This window comes from Nocardioides sp. REDSEA-S30_B4 (assembly GCF_001627265.1).
Taxonomy (GTDB): Bacteria; Actinomycetota; Actinomycetes; order Propionibacteriales; family Nocardioidaceae; genus Nocardioides.
In genome coordinates this window covers 57,246-72,858 of sequence record NZ_LUPI01000008.1, presented here as the reverse complement: position 1 = coordinate 72,858, position 15,613 = coordinate 57,246, and the positions used below count along the sequence as shown (strand labels likewise).

13 protein-coding genes and 1 pseudogene are annotated in these 15,613 nt (G+C 70.3%); 4 read left to right on the top strand and 10 right to left on the bottom strand.

Going from position 1 to position 15,613, the window contains the following annotated elements; genetic code table 11:
- Positions 1–96 precede the first annotated feature (96 nt).
- The 7 genes and pseudogenes from A6R01_RS01840 to A6R01_RS01810 all read right to left on the bottom strand — a co-directional run bounded on the left by A6R01_RS01840 (position 97) and on the right by A6R01_RS01810 (position 6,342).
- Positions 97–891, bottom strand: coding sequence for an MCE family protein (locus A6R01_RS01840; protein WP_292602975.1), 795 nt, complete (start codon positions 889–891; stop codon positions 97–99).
- Positions 892–962: 71 nt separating this feature from the next.
- Positions 963–1,301: pseudogene (locus A6R01_RS01835) on the bottom strand (MlaD family protein); the annotation flags it as partial.
- Positions 1,301–2,284, bottom strand: coding sequence for an MlaD family protein (locus A6R01_RS01830; RefSeq protein WP_292602973.1), 984 nt, complete (start codon positions 2,282–2,284; stop codon positions 1,301–1,303). The pseudogene A6R01_RS01835 and the gene A6R01_RS01830, both read right to left, overlap by 1 nt.
- A complete protein-coding gene (locus tag A6R01_RS01825; protein WP_292602971.1) occupies positions 2,284–3,399 on the bottom strand; it encodes an MCE family protein in 1,116 nt (371 codons plus the stop codon). Before A6R01_RS01825 ends, A6R01_RS01830 begins: the two co-directional genes overlap by 1 nt.
- On the bottom strand, positions 3,396–4,706 hold the full coding sequence (locus A6R01_RS01820; protein ID WP_292602969.1) for an MCE family protein: 1,311 nt from the start codon (positions 4,704–4,706) through the stop codon (positions 3,396–3,398). Before A6R01_RS01820 ends, A6R01_RS01825 begins: the two co-directional genes overlap by 4 nt.
- 9 nt (positions 4,707–4,715) lie before the next feature.
- Positions 4,716–5,555 (bottom strand): ABC transporter permease, encoded by an 840-nt coding sequence (locus A6R01_RS01815; RefSeq protein WP_292602967.1) that lies wholly within the window; start codon positions 5,553–5,555, stop codon positions 4,716–4,718.
- 13 nt (positions 5,556–5,568) lie between these two features.
- Positions 5,569–6,342, bottom strand: a complete 774-nt coding sequence (locus A6R01_RS01810; RefSeq protein ID WP_292602965.1) for an ABC transporter permease — start codon at positions 6,340–6,342, stop codon at positions 5,569–5,571.
- A 159-nt stretch (positions 6,343–6,501) separates the two neighbouring features.
- Here A6R01_RS01810 and A6R01_RS01805 point away from each other — a divergent pair, with 159 nt between their 5' ends.
- Positions 6,502–7,218 carry a DUF1707 domain-containing protein gene (locus tag A6R01_RS01805; RefSeq protein ID WP_292602963.1) on the top strand — a complete coding sequence of 239 codons (717 nt, stop codon included), beginning with the start codon at positions 6,502–6,504 and terminating at the stop codon, positions 7,216–7,218.
- Positions 7,219–7,323: 105 nt separating this feature from the next.
- Here the strand turns inward: A6R01_RS01805 and A6R01_RS01800 are convergent, their stop codons facing one another.
- Positions 7,324–8,610 carry a nitrate/nitrite transporter gene (locus A6R01_RS01800; protein WP_292602961.1) on the bottom strand — a complete coding sequence of 429 codons (1,287 nt, stop codon included), beginning with the start codon at positions 8,608–8,610 and terminating at the stop codon, positions 7,324–7,326.
- Positions 8,611–8,694: 84 nt separating this feature from the next.
- On the opposite strand from A6R01_RS01800, the gene A6R01_RS01795 reads away from it, so the two are divergent.
- The gene (locus tag A6R01_RS01795) at positions 8,695–9,411 is read left to right on the top strand and encodes an ion channel (protein WP_292602959.1); all 717 of its coding nucleotides are present in this window, start codon (positions 8,695–8,697) and stop codon (positions 9,409–9,411) included.
- A 7-nt stretch (positions 9,412–9,418) separates the two neighbouring features.
- Here the strand turns inward: A6R01_RS01795 and uvrB are convergent, their stop codons facing one another.
- Positions 9,419–11,557 carry an excinuclease ABC subunit UvrB gene (gene uvrB / locus A6R01_RS01790; protein ID WP_292602957.1) on the bottom strand — a complete coding sequence of 713 codons (2,139 nt, stop codon included), beginning with the start codon at positions 11,555–11,557 and terminating at the stop codon, positions 9,419–9,421.
- 115 nt (positions 11,558–11,672) lie between these two features.
- Here uvrB and A6R01_RS01785 point away from each other — a divergent pair, with 115 nt between their 5' ends.
- Positions 11,673–13,481, top strand: coding sequence for a right-handed parallel beta-helix repeat-containing protein (locus A6R01_RS01785; protein WP_292602955.1), 1,809 nt, complete (start codon positions 11,673–11,675; stop codon positions 13,479–13,481).
- On the top strand, positions 13,478–14,086 hold the full coding sequence (locus tag A6R01_RS01780) for a hypothetical protein (protein WP_292602953.1): 609 nt from the start codon (positions 13,478–13,480) through the stop codon (positions 14,084–14,086). Before A6R01_RS01785 ends, A6R01_RS01780 begins: the two co-directional genes overlap by 4 nt.
- A gap of 50 nt (positions 14,087–14,136) precedes the next feature.
- On the opposite strand, the gene A6R01_RS01775 is transcribed toward A6R01_RS01780, so the two are convergent.
- Entirely contained in the window at positions 14,137–15,582 is a 1,446-nt protein-coding gene (locus A6R01_RS01775) for an alpha/beta hydrolase family protein (RefSeq protein WP_292602951.1), read from the bottom strand.
- Positions 15,583–15,613 lie beyond the last annotated feature (31 nt).

Genomic DNA, 15,613 nt, shown 5'->3' with positions numbered 1-15,613 from the left:
AGTCGTAGGCGCCGTCGAAGTCGCAGCCGGTGAGCAGGAGCGTGCCGGCCAGGGCAGCCGCCACCGCTCGTGCCGCACGAGGGAGTCCGAGGCCCATCACCGGCCACCTGCCAGCAGGTCGGCGAGGTCCGTGCCGCCGGGGGCCGGCCGGTTGGCCGTCCCGGAGGGCCGTCCACTGTGCTCGGGCGGGATGAACGGGACCTGGGTGGTGATCGGCTCCAGCAGCATCTCGAACAGCTCGCACGCGAGGTCCGCGGAGACCCGCGGCAGCCCGGCCTGCTGCACGATGCCGCACAGGAAGCCGTCGGCGTCCCACACGTTGCCACCGATGCCGATGCGCGAGCCGATGGAGTTGGACTCGTTGTTGAAGGCCAGGGCGAGGTTGCCCATCGCCACGGGAGCCACGGTCAGGGCGGTGTCGAGGGAGTCACGCTCGGAGTCGAGGTTCTTCACGACCCGCGTCAGCTTCTCCACGTCGGTCACGAGTGCCTCGCGGTTCTCACCGACGAAGTCCTCGACGCTCCCCACGGCGCGGGCCACGGCGGCCAGCGCGGCGGAGATCTCCTGGCGCTCGTCGGCGAGGTCGGCCGAGACCCCGGCGAGGTCCCGGAGGAAGGCACGCACCAGCCGGTCGTTCTCGGCGAGGGTGCCGGTGAAGGTCGCGAGCTCGGTGACGGTGTCGAAGAGGTCGCCGCTGCCCTCGCCGAACGTCGTCGCCGCAGCGGACAGCTCCCGGATCATCCGGTTGCCCCGCTCGCCCTGCCCCGACAGCGCCTCGTCGCCGGCGCGCAGCAGGTTGTCCAGCGTCCCGTCACGGTTGACCCCGTTGGGGCCCAGCGCCTGGGACAGGTCGCGCAGCGAGCGGTAGATGCGGTCCAGCTCGACCGGCACGCCGGTGTCGGGCAGGGCGATGTCGGCGCCGTCGGCCAGGAGCTCCCCCCGGAGTACGCCGGGGTGAGCTGCACGTAGCGGTCGGCCACGAGCGTCGGGGTCACGATGGCGGCCTTCGCGTCAGCGGGGAGGCGGACGTCGGCGTCGTACTCCATCTCGACGGCGACCGAGGCGCCGTCGGGGGTCACCGACGTGACGCGCCCGACGGTCACCCCGAGCACCCGGACGTCGGTGCCGACGAAGACGCTGACCGCGCGGGGGAAGTGGGCGGTGACGGTGTGCGGCTCCTCGCCGTCACGCAGCACCAGCACGCCTGCGGTGGCGAGCAGGGCGACGACGAGCGCCACGGCGAGGCCGCGGTGGCGCAGGCCGCGCAGCAGGGACCCGGTCGCGTGGGAGGTGGTGGCCATCAGTCCTCCAGGCTTCCGGGCAGGAACTCGCCGGTCGGGATGGCCAGCAGGTTGACGACGTAGGCGTCGAACCACGGACCGGTGCCGATGATGTTGCCGAGGATCGAGACGTAGGGCCCGAGTGCCGCCATCGTCGCCTTCAGCTCCTTCTCCTTGCTGGTCAGGAAGTCCAGGAGGTCCTCGACCTCTCGCAGCGCGGGGGCGATCTGGCGCTGGTTGTCCTCGGCGACGCCGCGCAGCTCGTCGGCGAGCCCGCGGGCGCCGACGAGCAGGCGGTGGATGGCCTGCTTGCGCCGACGCACCTCCTCGAAGACGAGCTCGCTGCGGGACATGAGCGTCACGACGTCCTCGCTGCGGTCGGCCAGCAGGGTCGAGACGTCCTTGGCCGAGGAGAGCAACGAGCGGATCTCCTCGTCGCGGGAGGCGACCGCCCGGCTCAGGTCGGCGATGCCCTGCATCGAGGCCTCGAGCTCGGGGGCCGCCTCGTCGACGGTCCCGGCCAGCACGTCGAGGGCCTCGACGAGCTGGTCGGTGTCGATCTCCTCGGTGGTCGTGGTCAGGTCGCCGAAGACACCGACGATGTCGTAGGCCGAGTCCGTGCGCTCCAGCGGGATCGGCTCGTCCTCCGACTGCTGGCCCGGGCCCGCCGGGTCGAGCTGGAGGTACTTCTCCCCCAGCAGGTTCAGCACCTCGACGGAGGCGCGCGACTCGGTGCCGAAGTCGACGTCGTTGTCGACCTCGAAGGTGACGAGCACCCGGTCGTCCACGAGCTCGAGCCCCTGGACCCGGCCCGAGCGGATGCCACCGACCTGGACCATGTTGCCGGCCCGCAGCCCGGAACCCTCGGCGAACCACGCCTGGTAGGTGGTGCCGCTGAAGCCGGGGAACTTCGAGAGGTTGAACGCTGCCGCCATGATCAGCGCCATCACGACCAGGGTGATGGTGCCCAGGCGCAGGACCTGCGCGTCGGAGTGGCGTGCCATCAGTCCTCGCCCCCCGCGGAGCCGTCCTCGCCGGCGCCGTTGCAGCGCGGCGCGGTGGACTGGAACTCGAGGTCGTTGAGCTGGTCCAGCAGGACGTCGAGGCCGGGGATGCCCTCGAGCTCGGGGAGCGTGATCTTCCCGGAGAAGCCACAGAGGTAGTAGTTGTACCAGCTGCCGTAGGTGCCGGTGCGGGTCTGGTCGGTCATCGACTCCGGCAGCCGCTCGACCAGCTCCACGAGCACGTCCCGGTTGCGCGGCTGGTTGAGCAGCCTGGCCAGGCGGCGCAGCTCGGCGACGTCGTCCTCGAGCAACGGGCGTCCGCGGGTGAGCAGGTCGGCCACCTCCTCGGTGAGCTCGGAGATGCTCCCCAACGAGGAGCCGATGAGGCGGCGGTCGCGGGCGAGGTCGCCCATCCAGCGCTTCAGCTCCACGACGAGCCGCGTCAGCTGGGAGTGACGGGAGTCGACGGTCCGCAGCGTCTCGTCGAGGTTGGTGACCACGCGACCGATGAGCTCGTCGCGCTCGGCGAGGTCGCCGGTCAACGAGGCGGTGCGCCGCAGCAGCCCGGCGACGGTGCCGCCCTCGCCCTGCAGCACCTGGACCAGGTTGAGCGAGAGCTCGTTGACCTGCTCGGGTCGCAGCGCCTGGAACAGCGGCTTGAACCCGTTGAAGAGCGTGGTCAGGTCGAGCGCCGGGCTGGTCCGGGCCGCCGGGATCGGGTCGGCGGGGTCCTGCGCGGGTGCGGTGTCGCCGTCACGCCCATCCTCCAGCGCGAGGTACCGGTCGCCGACCAGGTTGAGGAAGCGGATCTCGGCCCGCGACGAGGTCGTCAGCTCCACGTCGGCCTTGACCCGGAAGGTGACCAGCGCCTGGGACCGCTCGTGGTGCTCGACCGAGCGGACCTCGCCGACGCTCACGCCCGCGACGCGGACGTCGTCGCCCTTCTCGAGCATCGAGGCACTGGTGAAGACCGCGGTGTACTCCTGGCCGGCACCGAACCCGATGTTGCCCATGATGGCGGCGAGCAGACCGGTCACGAGGACCGAGACGACGGTGAAGACGCCGAGCTTGACGGCGGCCGCGATGGTGGCCACGTTGCGCTGCTGGGTGCTCACGAGGCCACCGCCTCCCCCCGCAAGACCGGCCCGTAGAGCAGGGACCCGAGCGAGCCGTAGGCGCCGGCGTCACGACCCGACCGGCCGGCCAGCAGGGCGTTGAGGACCTGCTGGTCGCCGGGCGTGCCGGCGTACCCCATCGAGACGGGGTCGAGCAGGGCCCCGAGGTAGGGCAGCTTGCTGTCGGGCGGGCGACTGTCCTTGTCCGAACCGTCCCGCAGCGGCTGGGGCCCGATCGGCTCGGGAGGGTTCGGCAGGCCCAGGCACCACGGCCCGCGGCCGACCTCGCCGTACTCCGGGCGGTCGTCCTCGTCGTAGGCCTCGTACTGGGCGCTGAAGAGCTCGAGGTACTGCTTGACCTCGTTGCCGCTGAACGCCTTGGACAGCCGCGGCTCGTAGTTCTCGGCCCCCTCCAGCAGGCAGGGCAGCTGCGGCGAGTAGACCGCCAGCAGCCGCAGCAGGGGTGCGGTGACCTCACCGACCCGGATCAGGTCGGCCTCGTTGTCGGCCAGGACCCGCGCCGAGGTATCGGCCAGGCCGCCGAGGTCGCTGAAGAAGGTGTCGAGCTGCTGGCGCTTCTCGGTGACGGTGCGGCTGGTGACCGTGAGGTTCCCGAGCACGTCCAGCAGGTCGGGAGCGGCGTCGTCGTAGGCGTCGGCGACGTCCGCGAGCGCCGCGAGGTCCTCGCGCAGGGTGGGGAGCGCCCCGCGGATCGCCACGAGGTAGCCGTCGAGGTCGTCCAGCGTCTCGCCCAGGACCTCGCCCCGTCCCTCGAGCGCCGTCGCCAGGGCGTTGAGCGTCGCGTTGAGGTCGGCGGGGCGGACCGCGCGCAGGAGCGGGAACAGCCGGGCCAGGATGCGGTTGAGCTCGACGTTGGTCTCCACGCGGTCGGAGGTGATCACCGCGCCGTCGGAGATCGACTCCCCACCACCGTCGCGCGGCACCACCAGCGAGACGAACTTCTGGCCGAACAGCGTGGTCGGGAGGATCTCGACGCTGACGTCCTCGGGGACCTGGCGCGCGGACTCCGGGTCCAGCGCGAGCGTGATGCGCGCGACGTCGTCGCGCTGCTCGATGCCCCGCACCTGCCCGACCAGCGCGCCGTTCATCCGGACGTCGCCGAACTTCGCGAGCTGCAGGCCCGCACGCTCGGCCTCGACCACCACCGTCGTCGAGGACTCGAAGACCTTGGCGTAGACCGCGACGCAGAACGACAGCAGCAGCCCCAGCAGGGTGAGGAACGCGACACCCGCGACGAGCAGCCGACGGTGCTCGGCCTTGGAGCCGTGGTGGATGTTGACCAGCATGCGCCCCGCCTACCCGGTGATCCGGACGGTGGTGGTGGAGCCCCAGATCGCGAAGCTGAGGAAGAAGTCGGCCACGACGATGGTGACGATGCTGGTCCGGATGGCCCGGCCGACGGCCATGCCGACCCCGGCAGGGCCGCCCGAGGCGGTGTAGCCGTAGTAGCAGTGGATGAGGATCACCGCGGTCGCCAGGACCAGCAGCTTGCCGAAGGACCAGATCATGTCGATCGGCGGCAGGAACTGCAGGAAGTAGTGGTCGTAGGTGCCCGGGCTCTGCCCGTAGATGAGCGTGACGATCAGTCGTGGGGACAGGTAGGACGCGCACAGCGCCACGATGTAGAGCGGGATCACCGCGACGAACGCCGCGATCATCCGGGTGGTCACCAGGAACGGCAGCGAGGGGATGCCCATGACGTCGAGGGCGTCGATCTCCTCGGAGATCCGCATGGCGCCCAGGCGTGCGGTGTATCCACAGCCGACGGTGGCCGCCAGGGCGATCGAGGAGACCAGCGGCGCGACCTCGCGGGTGTTGAAGTAGGCGGAGATGAAGGCCGAGAACTTCGCGACGCCGAGCTGGCTGAGCGAGGCGTAGCCCTGGATGCCCACCTCCGTCCCGGCGAAGAAGGCCAGGAACGCGATGACGCCCACGGTGCCGGCGATGAGCGTGAGACCCCCGGCGCCGAAGGTGACCTCGGCGAGGGTGTTCACGATCTCGCGGGGGTAGCGCCGGACGGCGCGTGGTGCCCAGGCCAGCGCCTTGACGTAGAAGAGCAGCTGGTCGCCCTTCTGCTCCAGCGAGGCCCGCTGGCCGGAGACGAAGGCGCTGCCGAGTGCGCCGAGGGTGCTCATCAGATGCTCCTGCTCACAGTCCCGGCGGCGGGACGACCTGGAAGTAGATGGCCGTGATCACCGCGTTGAGGAAGAACAGCAGCATGAACGCGATGATCACCGACTCGTTGACCGCGCGCCCCACGCCGCTCGGCCCACCCCCGGCACCGAGACCCTTGTACGCGCCGACGATCGCGGCCAGCCAACCGAAGACGACCGCCTTGATGCAAGAGATGTAGAGGTCGGTGATGCTCGCCAGCGCCGTGAAGGAGCTGAGGAACGCCCCGGCGCTGCCCCCCTGGATGATCACGGTGAAGAAGTAGCCTCCGCCGATGCCGGCACCGATCACGATGCCGTTGATCATCAGTGCCACGAACATGGTGGCCAGCACGCGGGGCACCACCAGACGTGCCAGCGGGTCGACCCCGAGCACCTCCATCGCGTCGATCTCCTCGCGGATCTTGCGCGCGCCGAGGTCGGAGCAGATGGCGGAGCCGGCGGCCCCGGCGATGATCAGAGCCGCGGCGATCGGTGCCGCCTCGCGCACCACGGCGAGGACCGCCGTGGCGCCGGCGAAGGACTGCGCGCCGAGCTGACCGGTCAGGTTGCCCACCTGCAGCGAGATCACCGCACCGAACGGGATGCTCACCAGGATCGTGGGCATCAGGGTGACGCTGGTGATGAACCAGGCCTGCTCGATGAACTCGCGCACCTGGAAGCGCGTGGTGAAGATGCGGCGGGTCACGTCGACGACCATCGCCGCGATCTCTCCGGGCCCCCGGACGACCGAGGCAGCACTGACAGCCATCCGTGACCTCCCCATCCCGTCGGCGCGACTACACTAGAACAGGTTCTTGTCTCCCCGCCAACGCGGCGACCAAACCCTCCCCGGTGGCCGTGCGACACCCTAGGGGTATCCGGCCGCCTAGGCTGGAGGGGTCTCGCACGACCGAACGAGGGAGAGCACGTGGGTCTCGACGCTGACGCCTGGGCCTCGTTCGCCCACGACCCCCGCGACCCGGCGCACGCTGTGCTGCGTGCCGGCGACGCGGATCGCGTCCTGACGGCCAACCTGCTCACCGAGGCGTACGCCGAGGGGCGGATCGACCTGGCCGAGCACGACGAGCGGGCCGAGCTCGCCCAGTCGGCGCGGCTCCTCGGCGACCTCGTCCCCCTGCTCGACGACCTGGTGCCGGTCCTCCCGCCCTCACCCTCGACATCGGCCGGGCTGACCGTCGCGGCGCGTGCGGACCTGGAGGTCCGTGCTCACCAGGAGTGGGCGGCCCAGCGTCGCTCGGCGGTGATGGGCTTCATCGCACCGACGCTGATCACCTGGGCGGTCTTCGTGGCGATCGTGCTGTCGAACCCCGACGCCTGGCACTTCCCATGGCCGTTGATCGTGATGGCCGCGACCGGCGTCAACCTGCTCCGCGTGCACGTCCAGCGCGCCGACATCGTCGCCGACAACCTCGAGTCCCTGGAGAAGAAGCGCGCCAAGGCGCTCGCCAAGCAGGCCAAGGCGCGCCGGTCGATCGGCTCGGGCGAGCGGGAGAAGCTGGACCCGGAGGCGCTGCGCGCGGCCTCGGAGCTGGCCCGTCAGAAGGCCCGGGACGCGGCACGGGTGGTCGAGCAGGACGTGGTGCGGCGCTTCAACCAGAAGTTCAGGCCCCCCGAGGGCACGTGACCCAGCGCCCGCGCTGTCAGCCGGATGGCGTAGCTCGCGAGTCGCTGTCACAGTGGTGACAGCAGATCGCGAGTGAAGGTCGTGGGACGTCCTGCTCCGGCTCGCTCATCCGCGCACGGCCGCCTGGAGCGCCGCCCGGTCGAAGACGCGGCGCGCCCGGCGCCGGTAGCGGACGAGCTGGGTGACTCCGAAGGCCCAGAGCAGGTACTGCACGGACATCGCCCACCGGAACGCCTCGGGCGTGTAGTCCGAGCCGGTGCCCGGCGTACGCCAGTCGAGCACCAGTCCGATCGCCACGACCAGCACCAGGCTGGCCGAGAAGCCGCCGACGTTGATGATCCCGGTGGAGGACGCCAGACGCTCGGAGGGGTTGGCGGTGCGGCCGACGTCGAAGCCGATCATCGAGGCCGGTCCCCCGACGCCGACGACGAACACCAGCAGGACGAGGAGCCCGAACGGTGCCTCCCCGGGCCAGGCAAGCACCGCGGTCCAGACGACGACGATCGATCCGACGATCGCCAGCGCCATCGACGACCGGTGCCACGGGTGCAGCCCGACCAGCCAGCCGAGCACCGGGCCGGCCAGGATGACGGCGACGACCAGCAGGGTCAGCAGGAGGCCGGCCTCCCCCGGTGTCCTGCCCTCGCCGCGCACGAAGAACGGGTAGCCCCACAACAGGCCCAGCGCCGTCGCGCTGAACTGGGTCGTGAAGTGGATCCAGAAGCCCAGCCGGGTCCCCGGGTGGGCCCACGAGGCTCTCAGGCTGGTGCGCACCGACACCCACGCCATCACCGCGCCCCGGTGGTGCCGCTCGCCCGGGGCATCGCGGAGGAGCACGGCACCGCCGAGCGCGAGCACCGACCCGATGGTCGCGGCGAGCAGGTAGGCGCCGGTCCAGCCGAGCGCCCCGAAGGCCCACGTCATCGGTGCTGCCGCGAGGATCGCGCCGCTCTGACCCAGCGTGCCGCTGACCTGGGTGAGGAACGGGATGCGCCGCGGCGGGAACCACGTCGCCACCAGCCGGAGCAGGCAGATGAAGGTCATCGCGTCGCCGATGCCCACCAGCGTGCGCGCCAGCAGCGCCAGCACGAAGCTGTCGGCCAGGGCGAACCCGACCTGCGCCACCGTCATCACCAGCGCGCCCGTCAGGATCACGCTGCGCGGGCCGAACCGGTCCACGAGCAGCCCGACCGGCACCTGCATGAGTGCGTAGACGAGCAGCTGGAGCATCGTGAACGTGGCCAGCTGGGCGGCGGTGATGTCGAACCGCTCGGCCGCCTCCAGCCCAGCGACCGCCAGTGAGCTGCGGTGGAACACCGCGAGCAGGTAGAGCGAGACAGCGGATCCCCAGACCGCCCAGGCCGCTGCGCGGGGCGGGGACGGGATGCTCACGGGCGCCATTGTGCTCCTCGGTCCCACGCGCCGGTGTACCGGTCCACCTCCCCCTGGGTCGCCCACGCCTCCTATGGTCGCGGCGTGTCCCGTCGCAGCCACTCCCACGACCCACGTCCCGGCGGCGTGCTGGGCCCACGCCCCTCGGCGGTGCTGCTCTCGGTGCAGCTCGTCGTGGTCCTCGCCTACCCGTTCCTGGAGGACAGCCCGGCCGGTCGCGCGGTCCTGGGGGTGATCCAGATGGTCGCGGTCGGCGTCGCGGTCGCCGCGGTACGCCGCACGCCCGCCCTGACCTGGGTCGCGCTGACCCTCGGCGCGCCGGCGGCAGGGTTCACCGTGGCCGAGGCCCTGGCGACCGACACGGGCTGGGTGATCCTGACCTCGGCCCTGCTGCACGCGCCGTTCTACTTCTACGTGTCCTACTCGATGGTCCGCTACGTCTTCCACGACGACCGGGTCACCCGCGACGAGCTCTACGCGACCGGCGCGGCGTTCACGGTCGTGGCGTGGGGGTTCGCCTACGTCTACGCGGCCGTGCAGGTCGTGTGGCCCGACTCGTTCGCGGGTGCCGGCACCGAAGGCGCCCGCAGCTGGTTCGAGCTGCTCTACCTGTCGTTCTCCGTGCTCACCAGCGTCGGCCTCTCCGACGTGGTGCCGGTCGGGGCGCACGCGCGTTCGCTGGTGGCGGTGGAGATGGTCGCCGGGGTGCTCTACGTGGCGCTCGTGGTCTCGCGGCTGGTCGGGCTGGTCGTCAGCCGCCAGGCGATGAAGGCGGTCGACGACCGGCCCGACGAGGGCTGAGCCGGCGCTACTTCTGCGCTTCGATCATCTGGCGGAGCTCCTTCTTGAGCTCGCCGATCTCGTCGCGGAGGCGGGCGGCGAGCTCGAACTGCAGCTCCGTGGCCGCTTCCTTCATCTGGTCGGTGAGGTCCTGGATGAGCTGGGCGAGGTCCGAGCTCGGCATGCCGGCGAGGTCCTTGGCGTGCTTGCCCGCCGCGCCCTCAGCCAGGGCGGGGACGGGCTGGCGCTTGCCGACCTTGCCCGCGCGCCCCTTGGCCTCGGTGCCGGCCCAGGTCTCCAGCAACGCCTGGGTGTTCTCGTCCTCGCGGGCGAGCATGTCGGTGATGTCGGCGATCTTCTTGCGCAGCGGTGTGGGGTCGATGCCGTGGGCGGTGTTGTAGGCGATCTGCTTGGCCCGGCGCCGGTTGGTCTCGTCGATCGCCGCCTCCATCGAGGGCGTGATCTTGTCGGCGTACATGTGCACCTGGCCGGAGACGTTGCGGGCCGCACGACCGATCGTCTGGATCAGCGACTTGTCCGAGCGCAGGAAGCCCTCCTTGTCGGCGTCGAGGATCGAGACCAGCGACACCTCGGGGAGGTCGAGGCCCTCGCGCAGCAGGTTGATGCCGACCAGCACGTCGTAGGCACCCAGCCGCAGGTCGCGCAGCAGCTCGATCCGCTTGAGGGTGTCGACCTCGGAGTGGAGGTAGCGGGTGTCGATGCCGGCGTCGAGGAGGTAGTCGGTGAGGTCCTCGGACATCTTCTTGGTCAGCGTGGTCACCAGGACGCGCTCGTCCTTCTCCGTGCGCGTCTTGATCTCGTGGATGAGGTCGTCGATCTGGCCCTTGGTGGGCTTGACGATGACCTCGGGGTCGACCAGGCCGGTGGGGCGGATGATCTGCTCCACCACGTGCGGCGGCTTGTCGCCACCGACCAGGTCGAGCTCGTAGTCGCCCGGCGTCGCCGAGAGGTAGATCGTCTGGCCGATCCGCTCGAGGAACTCCTCCCAGCGCAGCGGTCGGTTGTCCATCGCACTGGGCAGCCGGAAGCCGTGGTCGACCAGGTTGCGCTTGCGCGACATGTCGCCTTCGTACATGCCGCCGATCTGGGGCACGGCGACGTGGGACTCGTCGACGACGAGGAGGAAGTCCTCGGGGAAGTAGTCGAGCAGGCAGTTCGGTGCCGAGCCGGGGGCCCGGCCGTCGATGTGCATCGAGTAGTTCTCGATGCCGGAGCAGGAGCCGACCTGGCGCATCATCTCGATGTCGTAGGTGGTGCGCATCCGCAGCCGCTGCGCCTCCAGCAGCTTGCCCTCGCGCTCGAAGCGCGCCAGCTGCTGCTCCAGCTCGGCCTCGATGCCGTTGATCGCCCGCTCCATCCGCTCGGGACCGGCGACGTAGTGGGTGGCGGGGAAGACGTAGAGCTCGGAGTCCTCGGTGATGACCTCGCCGGTGACGGCGTGGAGGGTCATCAGCCGCTCGATCTCGTCGCCGAAGAACTCGATGCGCACCGCGTGCTCCTCGTAGACCGGGAAGATCTCGAGGGTGTCGCCGCGCACGCGGAAGGTGCCGCGGGTGAAGGACATGTCGTTGCGGGTGTACTGGATCTCCACCAGGCGCCGCAGGATCGAGTCGCGGTCGTGCTCCTCGCCGACCCGCAGCCGCAGCATCCGGTCGACGTACTCCTGCGGGGTGCCGAGACCGTAGATGCAGGAGACGGTGCTCACCACGATCACGTCGCGCCGGGTCAGCAGCGAGTTGGTCGCCGAGTGCCGCAGCCGCTCGACCTCCTCGTTGATCGAGGAGTCCTTCTCGATGTAGGTGTCGGTCTGGGGGACGTAGGCCTCGGGTTGGTAGTAGTCGTAGTAGGAGACGAAGTACTCGACCGCGTTGTCGGGGTAGAGCTGGCGCAGCTCGTTGGCGAACTGCGCGGCCAGCGTCTTGTTGGGCTGCAGCACCAGCATCGGTCGCTGCAGCTTCTCGGCCACCCAGGCGACCGTCGCGGTCTTGCCGGTGCCGGTCGCACCGAGCAGCACGACGTCCTTCTCGCCGCCGGAGATTCGCTTGCTGATCTCGGCGATCGCCGCGGGCTGGTCGCCGGAGGGCTCGTAGTCGGAGACGACCTTGAAGGGGGCCACACGGCGCTCGAGATCGGTGACGGGACGCATGGCTCGAGCCTACGAGTCCCTACCGACAACGACGCCGCCTGCCGGGTGAGGCCTTCACAAACCTGAACGACGCTCATATTCTCCCCTCACTGCTCCCTCCTCCCCAGGAGTGCCCATGCGCACCGTCCTCCGGTCAGCCCTCCGTCTCCTGCTCGTCCTCGTGGTCGCCGTCGTCATCGGCCTCAGCGGCATCAGCACACCCGCCACCGCGCACGAGGAACGCGAGTCCGTGTTCCCCGCCGGGGACGGGAAGGTCCCCGAGAAGCGCTCGCTGAAGCAGGCCGCCGACGTGATCGTCGTCTGCAAGGCCGACTCCAAGAAGCGCATCAACAAGATCAAGGACACGAAGCTCCGAGCCTTCAACAAGCGGCTGCTGAAGAAGTGCGAGCACCGGCACATGCAGGCGGCCGTCGACGCGGTGGAGAAGCAGCGCACCAACATCTACGTCCTGCCCGGGGTCTACCGGGAGCAGCCGAGCTGGGACCCGCCGTGCGCCGAGGACTACGACGGCGGGATCGTCGAGTACGACCTCATCGTCTCCTGCGGCGAGGTCGTCAACCTCGTGACCATCGCCGGCGACGACCCCGACGACCCCGACATCAAGTGCGACAACCAGCTCTGCCACCTGCAGATGCTCGGCACCGGCGCCAAGCCCTCCGACGTGACGCTCAAGGGCGGGTTCCGCGAGGACGGGGACTGGGTCAAGCACAACGGCATCAAGGCAGACCGCGCCGATGGCTTCTACCTCGCCAACATGAAGGCGACGCTGTTCCGCGAGAACGCCTTCTACGTCCACGAGACCGACGGCTACGTCCTCGACCGCTTCGAGGGCTCCTACAACCAGCTCTACGGCGTGCTCACCTTCACCTCCGACCACGGTGTCATCTCCAACTGCAACACCCACCACAACGGCGACTCCGGGGTCTATCCCGGCTCCGCGGCCGACGTGAACACCCAGAACACCAACACCGGCCCGCTCACGCGCTGGGCCGTCGAGGTCAAGCGCTGCCGGATGCACCACAACGCGCTGGGCTTCTCAGGGACCGCCGGCAACTCGGTCTACGTCCACCACAACAAGATCCACGACAACGGCCTCGGCTTCATCGTCGAGTCGATCCTGGGCGGGCACCCCGGCATGCCGCAGGACCACGGGTGGTTCGAGAACAACAAGATCTACAGCAACAACACCAACTACTACGAGCAGTACGTCCAGGGCGACGACGCCGCCTGTCAGGAGGAGCTGCCCGCCGACATTGGCTTCGAGAAGGGCGTCGTCTGCCCGGCCTTCGGCTTCCCCGTCGGCACCGGCGGCATGATCATCGGCAACCACAACTTCGTGTCGTCCAACCACGTCTGGGACAACTGGCGCCAGGGCTTCATGCTCTTCTGGGTCCCGCCGGCGCTGATGCGCGACGACTACGACCCCACGCACCAGCAGGACAACTCCAACTTCAACGCCTTCACCAAGAACGAGCTGGGCTACTCGCCGAAGGGCGAGGTGCTGCCGAACGGCATCGACTTCTTCTGGGACGAGGCCGGCCAGGGCAACTGTTGGCAGGACAACCTCACCGCCCCGGGCAAGGAGGTCACCCACAACTACGCCCTCGACCTGCCTGACTGCGGCAATCCGTCCCAGTGGCCGATCGGCAACCTGGTGAAGACCACCGAGCTGATCCCGTGCGCGACCTACGACCGCTTCTCCAACCCCGACCCGCCGGCCTGCGACTGGCTCGACACCCCCGAGCAGCCGTCGACCGACGCCGGCGCCGCGGGCACACAGGTCCGCAGCGCACCGCTCGACGGTCCCGGCGCGCCCGCCGCGCTGGTCGCCGTCACCCTGGTCGGGGTCCTGGGCATCCGGGTCGCCGGCGTCCGGCGCCGCCAGCGCCGACTCGACGGTGCGGACGCGGCGGACGCGGCATGAGCCTCCTGGACCAGCCGCGGTCCACGGTGGCCGAGGACCCCCGGGTCGACGCCGCGCACGTCCGGCGCCGCCGGCGGCTCTGGGCCGGCGCGGTGGTGGGCCTGCTGCTCGGAGGCTGGCTGCTGGCGCCGTACGCCGTCCGGATCGAGGCTCCGCGGCTCGAGTTCGACGCGGACGCGGGGCTGATGGTCGAGGGCTACGGCCCCGCCGGCACCTACGCCCTGGACTACCGCTTCGGCGAGGAGGTGCTGGTCAAGGTGCCGATCACCAACGACTCCGTCGTGCCGCTGCACGTGGAGACGGTGGAGCTGGTCGAGCCGACGTACCCGTTGATGGTGCCGGTGGACGAGGACTCCTCGATCGAGCCGTTCACGCTGCTCCCGCAGCAGTCCGGTGAGGTGACGCTGGCCTTCGAGTTCACCAACTGCCGCTACTACCACGAGCGCGCCAACAACGCCTACGAGCAGGTCCGGGTCGCCGGCTCGGTCCTCGGCCGCCCGGTGACCCGGACCGTGGACCTGGCGGTGCCGCTGGTCGTGCACAGCCAGGTGATCCTCAACTGTCCCGACCGGACGCTGGTCCGGGGGGACGACCGGCGGGTGTGACCGCGGGGGACGCTGTGCCGCGACCAGGAGCACTCGGCTGAGAACCACGCTCAGCCGGGCAGGCGCCCCTGTACCCGGACGACGCTACGGCCGCCGGACACAGCCACCCGCAACCGTCCCCGGGCATCGGACCGGGCTCGGGTGCGTTCACCCTGGACTCGCAGCCGGTAGGTGGTGAGCGGTCGGTAGCTGGGCGGGGTGCGCACCACCGCGGGACCAGCAAGGAAGACGAAGCCCTCCCGAGAGGCGCGCACCAGGCCGCTGAACGCCTGTGGGGGCTCGCGCCGGGTACGGACCCGCCAGCCCCAGGTGGAGTACCGACGGTCGATGCTGCGGTAGTCGATCCGCTCGGGCACGCTGCGGTCCTGGCGGAAGACCTCGGCGAGGCGGGGAAGGTACTGGGCCAGGTCCCGCGCCCAGTACGGCCAGCGGTGGCGGCCCGGCCCGTAGTCGTCGAGGACGTAGGGAACCCCGGCGGCGTCGGCGGCTTCGGCGAACAGCAGGGTGGACTCATGGACGATCGCCTCGATCGGATCGGGTGAGGCGTACCGAGGGTCCGCAGTGTCCTCGTAGGGCCCGTTGGTGCCGTCACCCACCCACAGCCGCAGGTCCATGCGGCGCAGGTTGCCCACCAGGTCGGCGGGGTTGTGTCCCTGCCAGTTCACGGCGTCGAGAACCGGGTCGCCGAACGGCGCGTGGGGCTGCACCCCGTTGAGACCGGTCATGATCGCGCCGACGACGGCGGCCCCCAGCGTCCGGGCCTGCGGTGCCTTGGCGATGTCGGGGGCACCGGAGAAGGACGCCGCGGAGACGAACAGGTCGGGGTGGCGCGAGGCGTAGCTCATCGCCCCGAAGCCCCCCTGGGACAGCCCGGCGATCGCCCGCTGGGAACGCCGCGCGCGGGTGCGCAGGTGGGCATCGACCCACGGCACCAGCTGCTCGATGTGGAAGGTCTCCCAGTTGGCGACCCCCAGCGCGGTGTCCTGGTCCACCCAGTCGGTCCACCAACCACCACCGTTGGAGTCGTAGCCACCGTCCGGCATGACCACGATCATCGGGAAGCCGGCCGTGATGTCCTCGGCCTCACCCTGCTGCACCCAGTCGTCGGCGCCGCCGCTGGTGCCGTGCAGGAGGTAGAGCGTGGGATAGCGGCGCGTGGTCGCGGTGTATCCCTGCGGCAGCAGGAGGGTCAGGCGTACCGGACGGGCCAGCTCCTGGCTGGCGACCGTGAGCCGGACCAGACGCTCGTCGACCCGGTCGACCTCGGAGACGGTGAGACCATGACTGGAGGTCAGGTCTCCGATGACGTCGTCGCCGATGGTCGCAGCGGGGGCTGCGGCGGGAGCAGAGGAGGACACGGTCGCCCCGAGGTCGCTGGCCGCCGCGGCGGCGGGCGTGACCATGACGAGCAGCGCCGCCAGCGCGGCCCGACCAAGACCGCGTCGTCGGCCCGTCAGCACATGCGCGGCACCCACCCCGGACAAGAGGCGGCTCAATTCAGTACCATCGGTATCCACAGTCGACAGA